This is a genomic window from Nocardia caishijiensis NBRC 108228 (assembly GCF_001612825.1).
In the GTDB taxonomy this organism is placed as follows: Bacteria; Actinomycetota; Actinomycetes; order Mycobacteriales; family Mycobacteriaceae; genus Nocardia; species Nocardia caishijiensis.
Window position 1 is genome coordinate 287,810 of sequence record NZ_BDBE01000030.1, and the last position, 18,073, is coordinate 305,882.

General features: G+C 67.8%; 20 protein-coding genes. 11 read left to right on the forward strand and 9 right to left on the reverse strand.

Annotated elements, in window-relative coordinates:
• Window positions 1-4: 4 nt before the first annotated feature.
• Window positions 5-1,651 carry a bifunctional 3'-5' exonuclease/DNA polymerase gene (locus NC7_RS14550; RefSeq protein ID WP_067983258.1) on the reverse strand — a complete coding sequence of 549 codons (1,647 nt, stop codon included), beginning with the start codon at window positions 1,649-1,651 and terminating at the stop codon, window positions 5-7.
• 99 nt (window positions 1,652-1,750) lie between these two features.
• Here NC7_RS14550 and NC7_RS14555 point away from each other — a divergent pair, with 99 nt between their 5' ends.
• From NC7_RS14555 to NC7_RS14570, 4 genes are read left to right on the forward strand one after another with little or no spacing between them, the layout of a single operon-like run.
• Window positions 1,751-2,167, forward strand: a complete 417-nt coding sequence (locus tag NC7_RS14555) for a phage holin family protein (protein WP_067983260.1) — start codon at window positions 1,751-1,753, stop codon at window positions 2,165-2,167.
• Window positions 2,164-2,535 (forward strand): DUF3618 domain-containing protein, encoded by a 372-nt coding sequence (locus NC7_RS14560; protein ID WP_067983262.1) that lies wholly within the window; start codon window positions 2,164-2,166, stop codon window positions 2,533-2,535. Before NC7_RS14555 ends, NC7_RS14560 begins: the two co-directional genes overlap by 4 nt.
• A complete protein-coding gene (locus NC7_RS14565; protein ID WP_067983264.1) occupies window positions 2,532-2,789 on the forward strand; it encodes a DUF4235 domain-containing protein in 258 nt (85 codons plus the stop codon). The genes NC7_RS14560 and NC7_RS14565 overlap by 4 nt, the downstream gene beginning before the upstream one ends.
• Before the next feature lie 13 nt (window positions 2,790-2,802).
• On the forward strand, window positions 2,803-4,584 hold the full coding sequence (locus NC7_RS14570; RefSeq protein WP_067983267.1) for a thiamine pyrophosphate-requiring protein: 1,782 nt from the start codon (window positions 2,803-2,805) through the stop codon (window positions 4,582-4,584).
• Between the two features lie 38 nt (window positions 4,585-4,622).
• Here the strand turns inward: NC7_RS14570 and NC7_RS14575 are convergent, their stop codons facing one another.
• A complete protein-coding gene (locus NC7_RS14575; protein WP_067983268.1) occupies window positions 4,623-5,168 on the reverse strand; it encodes a DUF8020 domain-containing protein in 546 nt (181 codons plus the stop codon).
• Window positions 5,169-5,427: 259 nt separating this feature from the next.
• Here NC7_RS14575 and NC7_RS14580 point away from each other — a divergent pair, with 259 nt between their 5' ends.
• Window positions 5,428-6,264 carry an SDR family oxidoreductase gene (locus NC7_RS14580; RefSeq protein WP_067983270.1) on the forward strand — a complete coding sequence of 279 codons (837 nt, stop codon included), beginning with the start codon at window positions 5,428-5,430 and terminating at the stop codon, window positions 6,262-6,264.
• Here the strand turns inward: NC7_RS14580 and pepN are convergent.
• Entirely contained in the window at window positions 6,261-8,741 is a 2,481-nt protein-coding gene (pepN, locus tag NC7_RS14585) for an aminopeptidase N (RefSeq protein ID WP_067983272.1), read from the reverse strand. The genes NC7_RS14580 and pepN overlap by 4 nt on opposite strands.
• A gap of 342 nt (window positions 8,742-9,083) precedes the next feature.
• On the opposite strand from pepN, the gene NC7_RS14590 reads away from it, so the two are divergent.
• The 5 genes from NC7_RS14590 to NC7_RS14610 all read left to right on the forward strand — a co-directional run bounded on the left by NC7_RS14590 (window position 9,084) and on the right by NC7_RS14610 (window position 13,682).
• Window positions 9,084-9,986 (forward strand): TauD/TfdA dioxygenase family protein, encoded by a 903-nt coding sequence (locus NC7_RS14590; protein ID WP_067983274.1) that lies wholly within the window; start codon window positions 9,084-9,086, stop codon window positions 9,984-9,986.
• A gap of 99 nt (window positions 9,987-10,085) precedes the next feature.
• Entirely contained in the window at window positions 10,086-10,730 is a 645-nt protein-coding gene (locus tag NC7_RS14595) for an ABC transporter permease (RefSeq protein WP_067983733.1), read from the forward strand.
• The gene (locus NC7_RS14600) at window positions 10,727-11,986 is read left to right on the forward strand and encodes an ATP-binding cassette domain-containing protein (protein WP_067983276.1); all 1,260 of its coding nucleotides are present in this window, start codon (window positions 10,727-10,729) and stop codon (window positions 11,984-11,986) included. The genes NC7_RS14595 and NC7_RS14600 overlap by 4 nt, the downstream gene beginning before the upstream one ends.
• Window positions 11,983-12,720: an ABC transporter permease gene (locus NC7_RS14605; protein ID WP_067983278.1), complete on the forward strand. Its 738-nt coding sequence runs from the start codon at window positions 11,983-11,985 to the stop codon at window positions 12,718-12,720. Before NC7_RS14600 ends, NC7_RS14605 begins: the two co-directional genes overlap by 4 nt.
• On the forward strand, window positions 12,717-13,682 hold the full coding sequence (locus NC7_RS14610) for a glycine betaine ABC transporter substrate-binding protein (RefSeq protein ID WP_067983280.1): 966 nt from the start codon (window positions 12,717-12,719) through the stop codon (window positions 13,680-13,682). The genes NC7_RS14605 and NC7_RS14610 overlap by 4 nt, the downstream gene beginning before the upstream one ends.
• 7 nt (window positions 13,683-13,689) lie before the next feature.
• Here the strand turns inward: NC7_RS14610 and NC7_RS29155 are convergent, their stop codons facing one another.
• Window positions 13,690-13,893 (reverse strand): hypothetical protein, encoded by a 204-nt coding sequence (locus NC7_RS29155; protein WP_157102009.1) that lies wholly within the window; start codon window positions 13,891-13,893, stop codon window positions 13,690-13,692.
• Window positions 13,894-14,063: 170 nt separating this feature from the next.
• On the opposite strand from NC7_RS29155, the gene NC7_RS14615 reads away from it, so the two are divergent.
• Window positions 14,064-14,411, forward strand: a complete 348-nt coding sequence (locus NC7_RS14615; protein ID WP_067983282.1) for a hypothetical protein — start codon at window positions 14,064-14,066, stop codon at window positions 14,409-14,411.
• Window positions 14,412-14,463: 52 nt separating this feature from the next.
• Here NC7_RS14615 and NC7_RS14620 read toward each other — a convergent pair whose 3' ends face one another.
• From NC7_RS14620 to NC7_RS14640, 5 genes are all read right to left on the reverse strand, one after another.
• Window positions 14,464-14,646, reverse strand: coding sequence for a hypothetical protein (locus NC7_RS14620; protein WP_067983284.1), 183 nt, complete (start codon window positions 14,644-14,646; stop codon window positions 14,464-14,466).
• Between the two features lie 34 nt (window positions 14,647-14,680).
• Window positions 14,681-15,169, reverse strand: a complete 489-nt coding sequence (locus NC7_RS14625; protein ID WP_067983286.1) for an STAS domain-containing protein — start codon at window positions 15,167-15,169, stop codon at window positions 14,681-14,683.
• A 176-nt stretch (window positions 15,170-15,345) separates the two neighbouring features.
• Window positions 15,346-15,900 carry a type 1 glutamine amidotransferase domain-containing protein gene (locus NC7_RS14630; RefSeq protein WP_067983288.1) on the reverse strand — a complete coding sequence of 185 codons (555 nt, stop codon included), beginning with the start codon at window positions 15,898-15,900 and terminating at the stop codon, window positions 15,346-15,348.
• On the reverse strand, window positions 15,882-17,213 hold the full coding sequence (locus NC7_RS14635; protein ID WP_067983290.1) for an aldehyde dehydrogenase family protein: 1,332 nt from the start codon (window positions 17,211-17,213) through the stop codon (window positions 15,882-15,884). The genes NC7_RS14630 and NC7_RS14635 overlap by 19 nt, the downstream gene beginning before the upstream one ends.
• Window positions 17,214-17,251: 38 nt before the next feature.
• Window positions 17,252-17,959: a phosphodiesterase gene (locus NC7_RS14640; RefSeq protein ID WP_067983292.1), complete on the reverse strand. Its 708-nt coding sequence runs from the start codon at window positions 17,957-17,959 to the stop codon at window positions 17,252-17,254.
• Window positions 17,960-18,073 lie beyond the last annotated feature (114 nt).

The following is an 18,073-nucleotide window of genomic DNA, read 5'->3' on the forward strand; positions in this document are numbered from 1 at the left end:
CCGACTACTTGGCGTCCCCGTAACAGTCCACCACCGCCGTGGTGAAGGGGAATCGGACCGGGGTCTGCCCGAACGTGAGCCTGCCCGCGAGGTCGGCGGCCGCCGCGATCGCCTCGGCCACCGCCGGGGCTTCCTCGGCCGGGCAGTGCACGATCACCTCGTCGTGCTGGAAGAACACCAGTTCGGCGCGCATCGGCGCGATCGCCTGCCGTAACGCGGCCAACACGAGTAGGGCCCAGTCGGCCGCACTGCCCTGCACCACGAAATTGCGGGTGAATCGGCCCCTGGCCCGGGCCGCCGAACCGCTGCGTTCGGCCGGTGGCACATCGACTTCTTCCGGCGTGGCCGATACCGGCGGGCAGGTCCGGCCCAGCCAGGTGCGCACCAGCCGACCCTCCTCCCCGGCGTAGGCGGCCTCGTCCACGTAGGCCACCGCGGCGGGGTATCGACGTCGTAGCCCCGCGAGGTGGGTGAGCGCGTCGCCGGAGGTCTGACCATAGATGGCGCCGAGCAACGCGAGTTTGGCCTGGGCCCGGTCGCCGCCGAAACCACGCGCTGCCAGATCCGCGTACAGATCCTCACCCCGCCCGGCCACCTCCATCAGACCGGGGTCGCGGGAGATGGCGGCCAGCACCCGCGGCTCCATCTGATCGGCATCGGCGACGACGAGACACCAACCCGGATCGGCCCGGATCGCCTGCCGGATCACCTTCGGAATCTGGAGGGCGCCACCACCATTGGTCGTCCATCGCCCCGACACCGTGCCGCCGGGCAGGTACTCGGGCCGGAACCGGCCACCGTGCACCCACTGCTCGAGCCACGCCCACCCGTGCGCCGTGTGTAGCCGGTAGAGCGTCTTGTACGCCAGTAGGGGCGCGACGGCCGGATGATCGACGCGCTGCAACTCCCACTTGCGCGTCGACGACAGCGCGACGCCCGCCCGCGCGAAGGCCCGGATGATGTCCTGCGGGAGATCAGGGCGCACCCGGGTGCCGAAGGCCCGCGACACCTCCTCGGCGAGTTCGGCCATTCGCCGGGGCTCCGCACCGCCGGGAAAACGGTCACCGAGCATGGTGTCGAGCAGTTCGCGATGCACATCGGCGCGCCAGGGAATCCCGGCGCGCGACATCTCGGTGGCCACCAGCATGCCCGCCGATTCCGCCGCGATCAGCAACCGCATCCGATCCGGGTGTTCGGTCAGCGCGGCCCGCGTGAGCTGACCCGCGTACACCTCGACGAGCGCGGTCAGCTCATCGGTACCCGGCGGCAGCGGAACCGGACCCGAATCGAACAGGGAGGGTTGCGTCTCGGCGCTGCGTGCGGGCGCGTCCGGTGGGACGGGCAGGTCGCGCGACCGTGCCCAGGCCGCCGCCAGCGAACGAGGCTGGCCGGATTGCCCCTGCTCGTACCCGATCAACAGGGCCTCCGCCGCCTGCACGTCGTAGCAGCGATCCACGCGCACGCCCGCCGCGAGCAGCGCGCGATAGATCTCGGCCGTGCATCGCCACACCCACCGATGCACCTGCGGGCGCGTACGGATCGCCTCGACCAGCGACGACTCGGTGACCACCGGACCCGCCGGGCGACCGGCACGGTCGAGCGGGCACAGGCGAGCGCCACCGTCACCCGTCTCCGCCACCGCCCACCGCATGCGCAGAGTCTGTCAGCAGGGTCCGACAACCACTGTTTACCGGCTCCGGCGCCGGGTAAGCGGCCCACGATCGGGAGAACCCGGACAGGAGGTAACGCGATGGCGCACACGCAGACCGGCCCGCCCACGCAGCACACCCGGTCGGTCACCGAACTCGTCGACGACGCCACCCGGCAGATCACCCGGCTGGTACGCGACGAACTCCAGCTGGCTCGCGTCGAGATGCAGGACCGCACAAAGGGCATCGCCCGCGGCGCCGGTATCGCGGGAGCGGGCGGACTCATCGCGTTCTACGGCGGCATCGCCCTGACCGTTGCCGCGATCTTCGCCCTGGCCCTGGTCTTGCCGGAATGGGCCGCCGCGCTGATCGTCGGCGTCGCCCTGCTCGGCCTCGGCGCGGTCCTGGCGCTGGTCGGGAAGAGGAACGTCAGTTCGGCCGCGCCACCCGTGCCGCAAGAAGCCGTGCACGGCATCAAAGACGACATCGACACCATCAAGAACGGGAGCAGACGATGACAGACGACCCGGAGGCTTTGCGCCGGGACCGTGATCAGGCCCGCCGAGAGCTCGGCGAGACCGTCGCCGAGCTCACCGACAAATTCGACGTCCCCGCCCGCACCAAGGACAAGGTCCACGAGACCACCGAGGCCGCGCGACATCGCGTCACCGACGCCAAATACCAGGCGCTCCACACCGCCGACAAGGCCCGCGACAAGGCCGGACAGGTGGTCGACAAGGTGGAGTCGTCGGTCCCTGACCCCGTGGTCGACCGAGGCAGACAGGCCGCCGACCTCGCCGCCCGCAAACCTCAGGTTCCGGCTGCGGCGGCCGCGGTGTTCGCCGCTCTGCTGGTCTGGTTCCTCACCCGTCGGCGGCGCGCATGAAGACGCTGTACAAACCGCTCGGCATGGCCGTCGGCGTCCTCGGCGGGATCGCCGCGAGCGCGGTGTTCAACCGGGTGTGGGGTGCGGTAGCCGACGGCGGCGATCCGCCGACCTCGACCACCCGCAACGCGACCTGGCGGGAAGTGCTGCTGGCGGCGGCCCTGCAGGGGGCCATCTTCGGCCTGGTGAAAGCCGCGGTCGACCGGGCGGGAGCCACCGGCTACCAGTCGCTCACCGGAACGTGGCCCGACTGACGACAGGAGAACCATGTCCGAACAGGTAGGCGATCATGTGCTGGCCCGGCTACGGGAGTGGGGCGTCGAACAGGTCTTCGGATACCCCGGCGACGGCATCAACGGCCTGATCGCCGCCTTCGGACGGGCCGACGACACACCGCGTTTCGTGCAGAGCAGGCACGAGGAGATGTCGGCGTTCCAGGCGGTGGGGTACGCCAAGTTCAGTGGGCGTGTCGGCGTGTGCGCGGCGACCTCGGGCCCCGGTGCCATCCACCTGCTCAACGGCCTCTACGACGCCAAACTCGATCACGTGCCGGTGGTGGCGATCGTGGGGCAGACCGCGCGCAGCGCGATGGGCGGCAACTACCAGCAGGAAGTGGATCTGCAGGCGCTGTTCAAGGACGTGGCGTCCGAGTACCTCGTCGAGGTCAATGTCGCCGACCAGCTCCCCAACGCACTCGATCGGGCGTTTCGCACCGCCCTGGCGCGACGTGCGCCGACGGCCGTCATCATCCCGGCCGATCTCCAGGAGGAACCCTACGAACCACCTGCGCACGCCTTCAAGGAGGTGCCGTCGAGCCCGCCGAGCGCACCCCTGACGACGTCGGTACCGGTGCGCTCCGAGCTGGAACGCGCGGCGGCCGTACTCGAAGCGGGCACCAAAGTGGCCGTCCTGATCGGGCAGGGCGCACGGGGCGCGGCGGACGAGGTGCTCGAGATCGCCGAGCTGACCGGTGCGGGCATCGCCAAGGCACTGCTCGGCAAGGACGTACTCAGCGACGAATTGCCGTTCGTCACCGGCTCGATCGGTCTGCTCGGCACCCGCCCCAGCTACGAGCTGATGCGCGACTGCGACACCCTGCTCATCGTCGGCTCCAACTTCCCCTACAGCCAGTTCCTGCCCGAATACGATCAGGCCCGCGCGGTGCAGATCGACCTCGACGGCGCCCTCGTCGGGATGCGCTACCCGACCGAGGTGAACCTCGTCGGCGACGCGAAAGCCACCCTGCGCCAGCTGATTCCGATGATCCGGTACAAGCAGGACCGGTCCTGGCGTGACACGGTCGAGGAGAATGTGGCCCGCTGGTGGCAGACGCTGGAGAACCAGTCGATGCTCGACGCCGAACCGGCCAATCCCATGCGCGTCGTGTGGGAACTGTCGCAGCGCATCCCCGACGACGCGATCGTCACCGCCGACTCGGGTTCGTCCACCACCTGGTACGCCCGCTGCCTGCGGATGCGCGGCACCATGCGGGGATCCCTGTCGGGCACGTTGGCGAGCATGGGCGCGGGTGTGCCGTACGCGATCGGCGCCAAGTTCGCCCACCCGGAGCGTCCCGTGATCGCCCTGGTCGGTGACGGTGCCATGCAGATGAACGGGCTGAACGAACTGCTGACCATCCAGCGCTACCAGGACCGGTGGTCCGATCAACGGCTCATCGTGTGCGTGTTCCACAACAACGACCTCAACATGGTCACCTGGGAACTACGCGCCATGGGCGGCGCCCCGAAATTCGAGGAATCGCAGACACTTCCGGACGTTTCCTACGCCGACATCGCGCGCTGCGCGGGCATGGTCGGGATCAACGTGGACAGATCCGAGGACATCGGCACGGCCTGGGACCGCGCTCTGGCCGCGGATCGGCCGGTGCTCCTGGACATCCGGTGCGATCCCGAGGTGCCGCCGCTGCCGCCGCACGCCACCGCCGACCAGGTCAAGGATCTCGGACGTGCTGTGCTGCAAGGTGATCCGGGCGCGTGGCGGCTGCTGGTGCAGGGTGTGAAGACCAAGGCTCAGGAACTGCGTCGCTGAGGGTGGTGGCCGACCACGGGTCGGCCACCACGGCCTCGCTACGGCGTGGAGTAACCGATCAGAGCGCCGATGCCCGCGCCGATCGGAATGGTCACCAGCGCCCCGACACCACCGAGGAAGAAGCCGAGCACAGCGCCGATTCCGGCACCGATGAGCGCGCCGATCCCCGCGTTGTGCTGCTTACGGGCCTGAGTGTCGGCCGCCTCGTCGACGAACTCGGCCATGTTGGCGGTGACGGCGGCGGGCGCGGCCACCGGCGTCAGCGTGAGCGAACGACCGTCGGCGGCGATCGACGCCGCCAGATCGAATGTGCCTGCGGTCGAGGCGATCCGGGTCGGAATCGACGCGACCACGCGGCCCTCGCGATCGGCGAGCGTGACGGTCCCGCCCGCGAGGGTGAAGGTGCCGTCGACCACCGAGGTGGTGAGTCCCGCCCCGTCGGTGGAGGGGCTCGCGGTGAACGCCACTCCGCTCTCGGTGCCGTGGACAACCGGGGCGGCCGTCGGTGCGGCGTGGGCGTTGGTGGTGGCGGTGAGGCCGACAGCCCCGACCGCGAGGACAGCGACCGCGCAGAATCTCTTCATCTTGCCCCTCCAGTCTGCCCGCCTACGTCCGGCGGAACATCCTCTGCCGGACCGGATCTCGGCCCGAGATCATCTTCACACTGTCTGCATCGAATGTGAACCCACCAGCGGTCATACCGGAAAAACATCACCGAATGGACGCATCGGCCGAATGAGATTGCCACACCATAGATTTCGTTGTGCACCGGAAATTGCCATATGCGGGATCCGAATTTTCTCGGCAGGATGAGATTTCGAGTGTTCGACCGAGAGGAACGTCATGACGATCCTGGTGACAGGAGCAACAGGCAGTGTGGGGCGCAAGGTCGTGGATCAACTGGTCGCGCGAGGGGTGTCCGATATCCGGGCGTTGACGGTGAACCCGGCGAAGGCGGCGCTGCCCGCCGGGGTGGTGCCGGTGCGGGGCAATCTGCGACGACCGGAGACCCTGGGCGGAGCCTTCGACGGGGTGGAACGGATCTATCTCGCCCCCGCGCCAGAGGTCGCCGGGGAGGTGCTCGCGCTGGCTGCCGCGTCCGGCGTCCGGCATGTCGTCGACCTGTCCGGCGAACCCGACAGTTGGTGGGGGAGTGTGAACAACGCTGTCGAGGACAGTGGGTTGGCGTGGACACACCTGTGGCCCGCCGACTTCATGGAGAACAGCACGGTGTGGGCGCGACAGATCCGCGAGACCGGCGCGGTCCGCGAACCGCGGCCCGACATGGCCACCGCGCCCGTCGCGATGGACGACATCGCCGCCGTCGCCGCCACCGCCCTACTCGATGACACCCACTTCGGTCGCGCCTACCCGTTGGCAGGCCCCGAAGTCATCACCCGCGTCGAACAGGTCGCCCACATCGCCGACGCCATCGGTCGCGAGATCACCTTCATCGAGTCCGATCGGGCGGCGACCATTGCCGCCCTGGCACCGAGCATGGGCGAGAACACCGAGTGGTTCGTCGACAACGTCCTGCTCGGCTACTCCCCGCCGACCGACACCCTCCCGATCACCAGCGTCGAAGACATCGTCGGCCGCCGCGCCATCACCTTCCGCGAATGGGCGAAAGCCAATGCCGAGCAGTTCATCGGCGGTAAGCCGACACCGCCGACGACTTAGGGGCAACCGAGGCCGCGGACGCGGAGTTCGCGCGCGAGGTGATCGCGCTGTTCGACCACCAGCCGTCGCAAGGCGGCCGGTGCCTCGGTGTTCGCGGTGAGCCAGTTGTCCACGGGCGCAAGGGAGTCGGCGGCAGGGAAGAGGCCGATGACGATGCGTCGGGCGAGTTCGATGCTGCGCTGCTCCCAGGTCGGGCGAAGACGGGCGAAGTACTCCGTGTCATAGGTGGCGATCAGGTCTCGGCGAGCGCCCGCGCGGAAGCCGTCGATCGCGGCGTCGAGGTGGTCGTTGGTGAGTGTTGTGTCGTCGAAGATCTGTGACCATGCGGCGGCTTTGACCTCCTGGTCCGGGCGGGCGGCCATGGCACGCAGGTGGGCGGTGCGACCCGAGGCGGTGTCGTCGCGTTCGAGTTCGGTGTCCAGGTCCTCGATGGACGCGGCGCCCGTCGCGGCCAGCGCCGTCCAGAAGGCCCAGCGCAGATCGGGGTCGAGGGCAAGGCCCTTCGGGGCGGCGGCGTCGCCGAGCAGGATGGCGCGCAGAACGGTGGCACGACTCGCGTCGACGGTGGCGGCACTCGCGGTGGCCCGCGCCCACGCGAGCTGCTCGCCGGAACCTGGAGCAGCCGAATGCACCGCTGTCCAGCAGGATTCGAGCCATTCGTGCCGCCATCTGTCGCGTTCGGCGGTGGGTAGGTAGTGGGCGATGGCGAAGGAGGCGTTGCCGAGGACGGCGGTGAGCAGGGCCATGTTGGATTCGGCGGGAGCGAAATCACGGGCCATTGTCAGATAGCGGCCGACGGCGAGTTCGCCGTCGCGGGTGGCGTTCCACAGCGCCGACCAGATCAGCCCGCGGGCCAGGGGGTCGAGTACGCGATCGAGCGAACGCTCCACGGTGGCGAGGGAATCACCGTCGAGGCGCACCTTCGCATAGGTGAGATCGCCGTCGTTGAGCAACCGCAGGGGAGCGGGGGACAGGGTGACCGGGGTGCGCTCCTCGGCGATGTCGACCTCCACCCGGTCGCGGCGCACGAGGTTGCCGTCGGGGTCGAAGTCGTAGAGGCCGACCGCGAGCCGGTGCGGGCGTGGATCTGTCTGCACGATGTGATTGCCGTCGAGCGACACGGTGGAGACTCCGGTCGTCTGCAACCAGGCCCGCGCCCACCCGCTCAGGTCCCGGCAGGACTCGGCGGACAACTCGGTCAGCAGGTCGGTCAGCGTCGTGTTGCCGAAGGCGTGCGCCCGGAAATAGCGTCGCGCCCCGGCGAAGAACGCCTCTCGGCCGACGTAGGCCACGAGCTGCTTCAGCACGCTCGCGCCCTTGGCGTAGGTGATGCCGTCGAAGTTGAGCTTGGCCGCCTCGAGATCGGTGATGTCGGCGACGATCGGGTGCGTGGTTGGCAGCTGGTCCTGCAGGTACGCCCATGCCTTCCGGCGATTCGCGAACGCCACCCACGCATCGGTCCACTCCGTGGCTTCCGCGCTGGCCAGCGCACCCATGTAGTCGGCGAAGGATTCCTTGAGCCACAGGTCGTCCCACCACACCATGGTCACCAGATCGCCGAACCACATGTGTGCCATCTCGTGCAGGATCGTGTTCGCCCGGCACTCGTACTGCGCGGCCGTCGCGGCACCGCGGAACACGTAAGCCTCGGTGAAGGTGACCAGGCCCGGGTTCTCCATGGCGCCGAGGTTGTATTCGGGAACGAACACCTGGTCGTATTTGCCCCACGGATAGGGGTAGGCGAAATGCTCGGTGAAGAAGTCGAGGCCCTGTCGGGTCACCTGGAGAATCGTGTCCGCGTCGAGATACCGGGCCAGCGAAGCACGGCAGAGCACACCGAGCGGGATCGTGAGTTCCCCTCGGCTCCAAGAGGATTCGACTCGGTGATACGGACCGGCCGCGACCGCGGTGATATAGGTGGAGATCGGCAGCGTCGGTGCGAACTCCACCGTCTGGTCGGCACCCTCGACGGTCACGGCGTCGGCCGACTGGTTCGAGACCACTTCCCAGCCGTCGGGTGCGGTGACGACGAAAGTGAACGGCGCCTTCATGTCCGGTTGTTCGAAGCACGCGAACACCCGCCGCGCGTCCGCAGGCTCGTACTGGGTGTAGAGGTAGGTGCTGTCGTCGGTCGGATCGTGGAACCGGTGCAGACCCTCACCGGAACGGCTGTACTCGCCGACCGCGCGCACCGTGACGACGTTCGTTGCCGACAGCCCGGTCAGGACGATACGTGCGCCGTCGTAGTCGGCCGCTACCTCTTGCCCGTTCACTGTCACCGATTCGACTGCGAGACCGAGGAAATCGAGCCAGGTCTCCACCACTGTCGCGTCGAAGGTGACGGTCGTAGTCGTGGCGAACCCCGCACGTGAGTGATCGGCGGCGCCGGACAGATCGAGTTCGACACGGTAGTCGCGCACGGTGACCGTGGCGGATCGCGCGGCGGTCTCGGAGCGGGTGAGGTTCGCGGTAGTCACGGTCCGATCCTGCCAGCCCTCGGCCAGGGTAGGGGAGTCGTGATCAGAAGAGCCCGAATTCTGCTGGGGCCGAGGAAGGTTCCGTGGGGCCAGGTGGCGCGATGTAAGGCACCGCGACCGCAGTGCATCCGTGAACACCGATAGCAAACAAAGAACATGCTGTTAGGTAGATATGCGCATCTAACCATATATCGACTAATCGACCCCACATGACCGGCTGCGCCGGTCTGCACAGGAAGGAGGGGGGCCCCTTCGGCTCATCGTGAACAAAAGGCTGTTCGCCGCCCGCGGCGACTGGTTTCGTGTGTCCTGTTCGCGCAGGTTCGATCGAAAGGCCCTCGAATGTCCGTTCCAGCCGACACCGTGCGTGTGGTGAAGCTCGGTGCCCACATCGGTGCCCGCGTCGACGGTGTACGCCTCGGTGGCGACCTCGACGCGCATTCGGTCGACACCATTCGCGCGGCACTCGCCGAACACAAGGTGATCTTCTTTCGCGGGCAGGAACATCTGACCGAGGACGGGCAGTACGAATTCGCGCGGTTGCTCGGTGTGCCGACCACGCCGCATCCCACCGTGACCTCCGCCGGGGCGAAGAGTCTGGCGATCGACTCGCATCAGACCCGATCGAACGTGTGGCACACCGATGTCACGTTCGTGGATCGGGTGCCGAAGGCATCGATCCTGCGTGCGGTGACGCTGCCCGAATACGGCGGCACGACCACCTGGGCGTCCACTGTCGCCGCGTACGACTCGCTCCCGGCACCGCTGAAGTCGCTCGCGGAGAACTTGCGCGCGCGTCACACGAATCGCTACGACTATGCGGCCGATGTCGTTGACCGGACGGATGATTTCGGCCGGGCATATCGACGTGAATTCGAATCGAGGTATTTCGAGACCGAGCATCCGGTCGTGGAGGTGCACCCCGAAACCGGTGAGCGGGCGTTGTTGCTCGGTTGCTTCGTGAAGGAGATCGTCGGTGTCTCCAGTAGCGAATCGCGTGCGTTGTTCCGGCTGTTCCAGGACCGGGTGACGCGCCTCGAACACACGACGCGCTGGGATTGGTCGCTCGGCGATGTGGCGATCTGGGACAACCGGGCCACTCAGCACTACGCGGTCGACGACTACGACGGCGCACATCGGAGGCTCACCCGGATCACGCTCGGTGGACCGGTCCCGGTCGGTGTCGACGGGCGCACGAGCACGGTGATCGCGGGCGACGCACGCGACTACGCCAGTGCGGCCTGACGCGAATCCACCGTCGAGTGAGCGGAATCGGTTAGTCTGCGACCGCAGGTGTATCCGGCGATCGCGCGCGAATCGGTCCAGCCCGACGATGGGAATGCCGTGAATTTGTGGAGCTATGTCCAGGGTCGGGGCGAGGTGCTGACCTTTCTCACCTATCAGCACGCGTCGCTGGCTTTTCAGACCGTGCTGGTGGGAACAGTTGTCGCGGTGTTGATCGCGGTGGCGGTGTACCGGCTGCCGTTGGCGTCGGCCTTGACTCTCACGTCGAGCCGGGTGGCCTTGACCATTCCGTCGCTGGCGCTGCTCGCCCTGTTGCTCGTGCCGTTCGGACTCGGTGTCGTTCCGTCGTTTCTGATGCTGGCGTTCTTCGCGGCGCTACCGGTGATCGGTAACGCGATCGTCGGTCTGCGGTCGGTGCCCGCCACGGTGGTGGAGTCGGCGCGGGGGATCGGGTTGTCGCGGTGGCGGATCCTGCTGACCGTCGAGCTGCCGATCGCCTGGCCGGTGATCCTCACCGGGATCAGGGTGTCCACGCAGATGATCGTCGGGGTCGCCGCCATCGTCGCGTATGTGCTCGGTCCCGGGCTCGGTTCGTTGATCTTCAACGGGCTGTCTCGACTCGGCGGGGCGAACGCGCTCGAAATGGCGCTCACCGGAACCATTCTCATCGTCGTCGTCGCGTTGGTGTTCGACGCGCTGCTCGTCCTGCTCGGACGACTCACCATTGCCAAGGGGCTCGCATGACCACGGTGACCAACCAGACCGAACGTGACGTGACCGGTGCGTCCATCGTCCTCGACTCGGTCGTGAAGCGGTACAAAGGTCAGGACAAGCCCGCCGTGGAGCGGCTCGACCTCGAGATCGAGGCAGGTGAGATCGTCGCGTTCGTCGGGCCGTCGGGGTGCGGGAAGACGACGACCCTGAAGATGATCAACCGGTTGATCGAGCCGACGGAGGGGCGGATCTTCATCGGCGGACGCGATGTCACCAGGGAGGACCCGGACAAGCTGCGTCAGTCGATCGGTTACGTCATCCAGTCCGGTGGGTTGTTCCCGCACTGGTCGGTGGCCAAGAACATCGGGGCGATTCCCCGGGTGCTCGGGTGGGACAAGAAACGCATCGCCGAGCGGACCGAATACCTGCTCGATCTGGTGGGTCTCGACTCGGCCACCTTCGCCGACCGGTTGCCCAAGGACATGTCGGGTGGACAGCAGCAGCGGGTGGGGGTGGCGCGGGCGCTGGCCGCTGATCCGCCCGTGTTGCTGATGGACGAGCCGTTCGGCGCCGTCGACCCGATCACGCGAGTTCGCCTACAGGACAGTCTGATCGCGATCCAGCACGAGCTCGGTAAGACCATCGTCGTGGTCACCCACGATTTCGAGGAGGCGACCAAGCTCGGCGACCGGGTGCTGATCCTGTCCGAGGGCGGGCATGTCGAACAGTACGCACGGCCGGAGGAGATTCTGACCGATCCGGCGACACCCTTCGTGGAGGAATTCGTCGGGTCGGGCGCGAAGTTGGCGTATCTGACGGTGTCGCGGGTGGGTGACGTGGCGGTCGATCCGGTGACGACCGCGCGGATCGGTGAACCGGCGAAAGAGGTGATCGGTCGGGCGACGCGCGCCGGACACACCTGGGTGGTCGTGGTCGATTCGGCGGACCGGCCGCGGTCGTGGCCGTCGCTGCGGGAGGTGGCGAGCAAGCCGGAGGTGTCGGACTATCTGGATCGGCGGCTACCGGTGGTTTCGCAGTCGTCCACGCTGAACGACGCGCTCGACGCCATGCTCGCCGCCAGTCAGGGCGCCACGCTGGTCACCGACGGGCGGGGCAGGGTGGTCGGTTCGCTCAGTATCGGCGCGGTGACCGATGTGATCCAGACCAAGCTCGCCGAAGCGCACAATGCCGAGGACGAGACCTCGTACGAGACCTATGTCGACGGTTCGGACCCGACACCGACGCCGGTGGTCGCGGCCGAGCCGGGGCCGGGTGATCCCGCGTGAAGCGGCTGCGGGCGTTGCCGATCGATGTGTGGTTCGAACCGTTGATCATCGCGGTGATCGGTATCGGGTATGTGCTGTGGTATCGGGCCTCGACGTTCACCGCGACCGAGCAGGCGTCGCTGGGGTGGGCGAATCTGCGGACCACGATCGTCGAGCATGTGCGGCTCACGGTGGTGGCGACATTGATCGTGGTGGTCGTCGCGATTCCGCTGGGAATCGCGTTGACGCGGCCCGCGTTGCGCCGGTTCGAGCCGGTGGCGGTGAACATCGCCAATATCGGGCAGGCCGCCCCGGCGGTCGGTCTGCTCGTGCTGTTCACCTTCTGGTTGGGGACCGGGTTCCGTACCGCGGTGGTCGGCCTGGTGGTCTATGCGATCCTGCCGATCCTGCAGAACACGATCGTCGGGTTGCGTCAGGTGGATCAGCGCACGATCGAGGCGTCGCGGGGGATCGGGTACTCCGGATTGCGGACGCTGGTGCAGGTGGAGTTGCCGCTCGCGGTGCCGGTGATCCTCAACGGTGTGCGCACGGCGCTGGTGATTCTGGTCGGCACCGCGACCCTGAGCACGTTCATCGGCGCGACCAGCCTCGGGACGCTCATCACGACTGGTGTCACCTTGTTCCTGCCGAAGCTGCTCATCTCCGGCGCGGTGCTGGTGGGGTTGCTGGCGTTGGTCATCGATTGGCTCGGTCGGCTCGTGGAGCTGGCCGCGACGCCGCGGGGTATCTCATGAAACGGCTGGTGTGCGCGCTCGTGGCGAGTGTTTCGCTGCTCGCGGGGTGTGGGTTGGTGAGTTCGTCGGGAACATTCCACGACGCGAGCCTGCCGGATGGGGCGCGGCCGCTCGACGGGGCGAAGCTGACGGTGACGTCGAAGAGCTTCACCGAGGGCGTGTTGCTCGGCAAGATCACCGCCACGTATCTGGCGGCGGCGGGCGCGACCGTGTCGGATCTGACGGGTGCGCCGGGGTCGGCGTCGTCGCGGCAGGCCCAGCTCAACGGTGACGCGGACATCCTGTGGGAGTACACGGGTACCGGCTGGGTGAACTACCACAACGAGACCGAGACCATCGTCGACCCGCAGGAATTGTGGCAGCGGGTGCACGATGTGGAGAAGCGTGACCACGATCTGGAGTGGTTGGCGCCCGCCAATTTCAACGACACCTATGCTTTCGCGGCGTCGACGCCGACGGCCGAGCGGTTGGGGGTGCGGTCGCTGTCGGCGGTCGCGCAGCTTCCGGTGGCAGAGCGGACGTTCTGTGTCGACGACGAGTTCTTCAGTCGCTCGGACGGGTTCATTCCGATGCTGGCGAAGTACGGCATTCCCTACAACGATCCGAACGGGGTGCCCTCGGGCAACGTCACCAGGATGGACGCGGGGGTCGTCTACACCGCGACCGCCAAGGGTGAGCCGTGCCGGTTCGGCATGGTCTACACCACTGACGGCCGGGTGAAGAACCTGAATCTGGTTGTGCTGGACGACGACAAGAAGTTCTTTCTGCCCTACAGCGGGACCGCTGTGGTTCGTGGTGCGGTGCTCGAGGCGCATCCGCAGCTTCGGCCGCTGCTCGGTGCGATCTCCGAGCGGCTCACCGATGATCTGATGCGTGAGCTCAACGGTCGGGTCGATATCGACGGGGAGGACCCGGCCGACGTCGCCTACGAGTGGTTGAAGAGCGCGAATCTGATCGAGTAGGCGCTGGTCAGAGGTGGTTGTTGAGGCCGACCATTTTGGTCGCGGTGGCCATGGCGGCAGCCAGGCCGAGCGCACCGAGGGCGGCGATGGCTAGGGATCCGGTGAGGGTCGTGAGACCGAACAAGAAGAACACGCAGGTGGCCAACATGATGGCGGTGCTGGTCAGATCCGTACTCGTCGTATTCGGCGTCCGATTACGTGAGTGGGTCATATCTTCACAGTTGCCAGAAACCGGGGTTACTAAACCGTTATTTCTGGCGCGGTCGACGCGTTTCGGCAGCTCCGGCGTGGGTAGCGCCCCAGTGACCGCGAGAGAAGGGCTGTCGAGATGCCGAAGACCACCAGATCGGGGCGGGCACGGACGGCGGGCGCGATCCTGACATGACCGCCGACGGCGATGACGACCAGGCGTACGGCCGTGCCGTGGTGTATGGCGGGTGCGTGATCGGTGCCGCGGCGCTCGTCTTCGCGGCGGTGAACTTCTGGGCCGCGACGCGTACGAATTGCGCGGGCGCGCGGACACATCTGTGTGACACGCCCGCCCAGGCCGCTGTGATGATCGGTCCGTCGCTGGTGCTGTTGGGCGGTGGGATCGGTGCGTTCGTCCACACTTATCAGCGCTATCGCGACGGGCGGTCGTGGCGGGTGTGGCAGGGGGCCGGATGGTTTCTGTTCATCCTGATGACCGCGTATCTGATGATCTCGGCTGGAACCATGTCGACCGGTTGACCAGTTCGGACGGCACCGCAGGGCGGGGGTTGGCCCTGCGGCACCGATCGGACTAGTTCTGCGGCAGGGGGGAGGACGTCTGCCCGCCGGTGCGGGCACGTGGCGGCTTCACGCCGTGCATGATGTCGTTCCACCACGACTGCAGTGGGCTCGGTTCGGGCCAGCTGACCACGGTGGTGTCCGGCTCGGCCGCCGGTTCGGAGGTGTCGAAGACAGGATGATCGGAATAGCGCATCGCACAACTTCCTCGAGAGAACTGAACTGCTTCTTCACTGATGTGTTGGGGTGCCCCGGTCGATTTCGTGGTGTGTCCACACCCGCGGATTCGGTCGGGGCGGATCGGTCGTCGTCGGGATGACGTCGGCCAGGTCTGTGTGCACGGTCAGCCACGGGGTGAGCCCGGCGGCGGTGATGACGCGGTCGACGACCGAGGGGGCCGCTTTGACCACGCTGACCCGGAGGGTGTCGTGGTGCTGTTGGGCACGGCAGGCCAGATCGAGGATCGATCGGCAGGACATGAAGGTGACGCCGTTGAGTTCGACGACCAACTGCCCGCTCTCCGAGGCGCGTCGGAAGGCGTCGTCGAGGACGCGACGCCAGCGGGTGATGGTGTAGGCGTCGATGTCGCCGCGCACGTACAGGACGGTCGTGGTCGACCGTGTTTCGAGGTCGGCGCCGACCCGGGCGGACACATCGGGTGGTTCGCCGTCGAAGGCGGGTAGTTCGTATCGTCGTACGTGGCTGGGATTGGTGTTCACGAGTACTCGATTTCCTCGGCACCGGCAGGCCTCACGCTGCGCCGACCGGTCCTGGATCCTCAAGATCGGCTGGTACTACCCATTTGAGCACGCCGGTACGCCGCTGTCATGGACTGTGACTGACTCGATGCCGAAATTCGCGACACAGTTGTGACTCGCGGCGCACCGTGCGTCGGTCAGTGACGGCCTTCGGCGAACTCCTCGACGATCTTGGCGCAGAACGCGGGTAGGTCGTCGGGATTGCGGCTGGAGACGAGGCCGTTGTCGGTGACGACCTCCTCGTCGACGACGGTACCGCCCGCGTTGCGGATGTCGGTGCGCACGCTGGGGTATGCGGTGAGGGTGCGGCCGCGGACCGCGTCGGCTTCGACGAGAGTCCAGGGGCCGTGGCAGATGACGCCGATCGGTTTGCCGGTGGCGGCGAATTGCTTGACGAAGCCGACCGCGGAGCTGTCCTGGCGGAGTTTGTCGGGATTGGTCGTGCCGCCGGGCAGGATGAGAGCGTCGTAGTCGTCGGGGCTGGCCTGGCTGACGACCTGGTCGACGGTGAAGGTGTCGCCCTTCTCCACGTCGTGGTTCATGGCCTGGATGCTGCCCGGTTCCAGGGAGATCAGGGTCGTGGTCGCGCCCGCGTCTTCGACGGCGGTGCGGGGTTGGACGAGTTCGACCTGTTCGACACCGTCGGTGGCCAGGATGGCGACGCGCTTACCGGTCAGTGCTTGCTGGGGCATGGTGCACTCCTCACGTGGACGACTTTCACGGTGGTCATTTCGTCGAGCAGTTCGGGGCCGTAGCCGAAGCCGTTGCCGGATCGGCCTCGTGGTTGGGCGGCTCCGCCCGGCGCGCCGCCGAATACGGCGTTGATCTTCACGGTCGCGACGGGCAGCGTGCGCCAGGCTCGTTGGGCGTGGTCCATGGAGTTGGTGAGGACGGTGGCGGCGAGGCCGTATTCGCCGGTGGCGGCTTCGTCGAGGCCGGTGTCGAAGTCGGGGACCACGCGCACGGCGGCGATAGGACCGAAGGTCTCCTCGCGCAGCACCCGCATCTGGGGCAGGCAGTCGGTGAGGACGGTGGCCGGATAGGTCGCGTCCGGGCCGTCGGGGATGTGGCCGCCGACGAGGACCTGGGCGCCGTGGTCGACGGCGTCGGCGACGTGGTCGTGCACGTGGGCGCGTTGGCGGGCGTCGACGAGTGGTTGCGGGTGTTCGTTCCACGCGGTGGCGCGGGCGCACAGTGCCTCGAGGAATCGCGGGGCGACGGCGCTGTGGACGTAGATGCGTTCGACCGACACGCAGATCTGGCCCGCGTTGGCGAAGGCGCCGAGCGCGGCTTGCTCGGCGGCCCATTCGGGGTCGACGTCGGCGTCGACGAGCAGCGGGTCGTTGCCACCGTTCTCGAGCAGGACCTTGGCGCCGGTGCGGGCGGCCGCGGCGGCGATGCGTTGTCCGGTGTCGCTGCTGCCGACATGGGCGATCACGTCGACCTCGGGGGAGGTCGTGAGCAGGGCGCCGATGTCGGCGCCGCCGGTGACGGTGGCCAGGACCGCGTCGGGAAAGTGCGGTGCCATGATCTGTCCGAGGAGTTCGCCGGTGCGGGGACAGCGTTCGCTCGGCTTGTGCAGCACGGTGTTTCCGGTGACGACGGCGGCGCCGAGCAGCCCGCAGGCGATGGCGACCGGGTCGTTCCATGGGGTGAGGGCGACGACGAGCCCGCGCGGTTCGGGGATCATGAAGTCGGTGGCCTCGGGGGAGCCCTGGAGGGACCTGCCCCGGTGCAAGGGGCCGAGTTCGGCGTATTGGTCGAGGGTGGCCGCTCCCGCGAGGACTCCCTCGCGGCCGGAGGAGGAGGGCCGCCCGGTTTCGGTCGCGAGGGTGTCGGCGAGTTCGTCGGCGTGCGCGCGGACGGCCGCCGCGGCGGCACGCAGCATGGTGGCGCGATCGGCGGGTGGGACCCCGGCCCAACCGGGCTGGGCGGCGCGTGCCGAGCGCACCGCGTCGGCGATGTCCTCGGTGGGGGTTGGTGCGGGTGCGGTGGTTGTGGTCATGTGCTCGGCATACCCGGTAGGGGGCGGGGTAACAGGAATCATGTTGGGGGAGTGTCGTTTTGGTCGGCGCGGCCGCGCCTGCTGCCGGTGTAGGCGCTTTCGCGGAGCCGGTCGAGTGCGTGCGGGACGAGGGCGACACCGGCCGGGCGGTTGAGGATCGGGTCGAAGAAGTCGGTGCGGTGTTCGCCGGGTTCGGCGCGGCGCAGGTCGAGTTCGCCGACGGGGATCGCCGTGCCGCCGAGGGCTTCGGCGGTGAGGGCGAACCGTAGGAGGCGGTCGTTGTCGAGGTGGTCGCGCAGGGCTTGCAAGGAGGCGGTGCCGGGGAGGTCGTCGAGGGGTTCGGCGAACAGCCACACCGGCGCGTCGTCACCGAAGCGGTAGGGCATGAGCGAACCGAAGCAGGCGCGGTCCCAGCCGCGTGCGGCGGTGACGACGAATCGACCGAGCGTGCCGCGTCCGGTGGTGGCCAGGGCGAAGTCCCAGGGGTGGTCGTCGCGGTCGAGGACGCGGAAGGCCAGCCCGAGTACGTCGGGGATGCCGGTGGGGGTGCCGATGCCTTTGGACAGTCTGCCGATGACGGCGCGTTCGCCCGGCCCGAACCAGGGCACGAAGTCGGCGGCGGCGTGGAAACGTCCGGCCAGGCGCAGGCCGCGCGGATGGAACACCCGCGCGTGCCTGACTTTCGCACCGGCTTGGAAAGCGTTGCGCACCAGAGTGTTCGGGATTCCGGTGAGGGTGTCGATCATCGGCGGTCCAAGGTGGTTGCGGTGGACACGGCGAGCTCCTTTCGGTGGCCGGGCTCACCCGGCCCTTCTTCCTGGATGACGGGCGCATGCCCGCTGGTGTGGGCGGTAAACGCG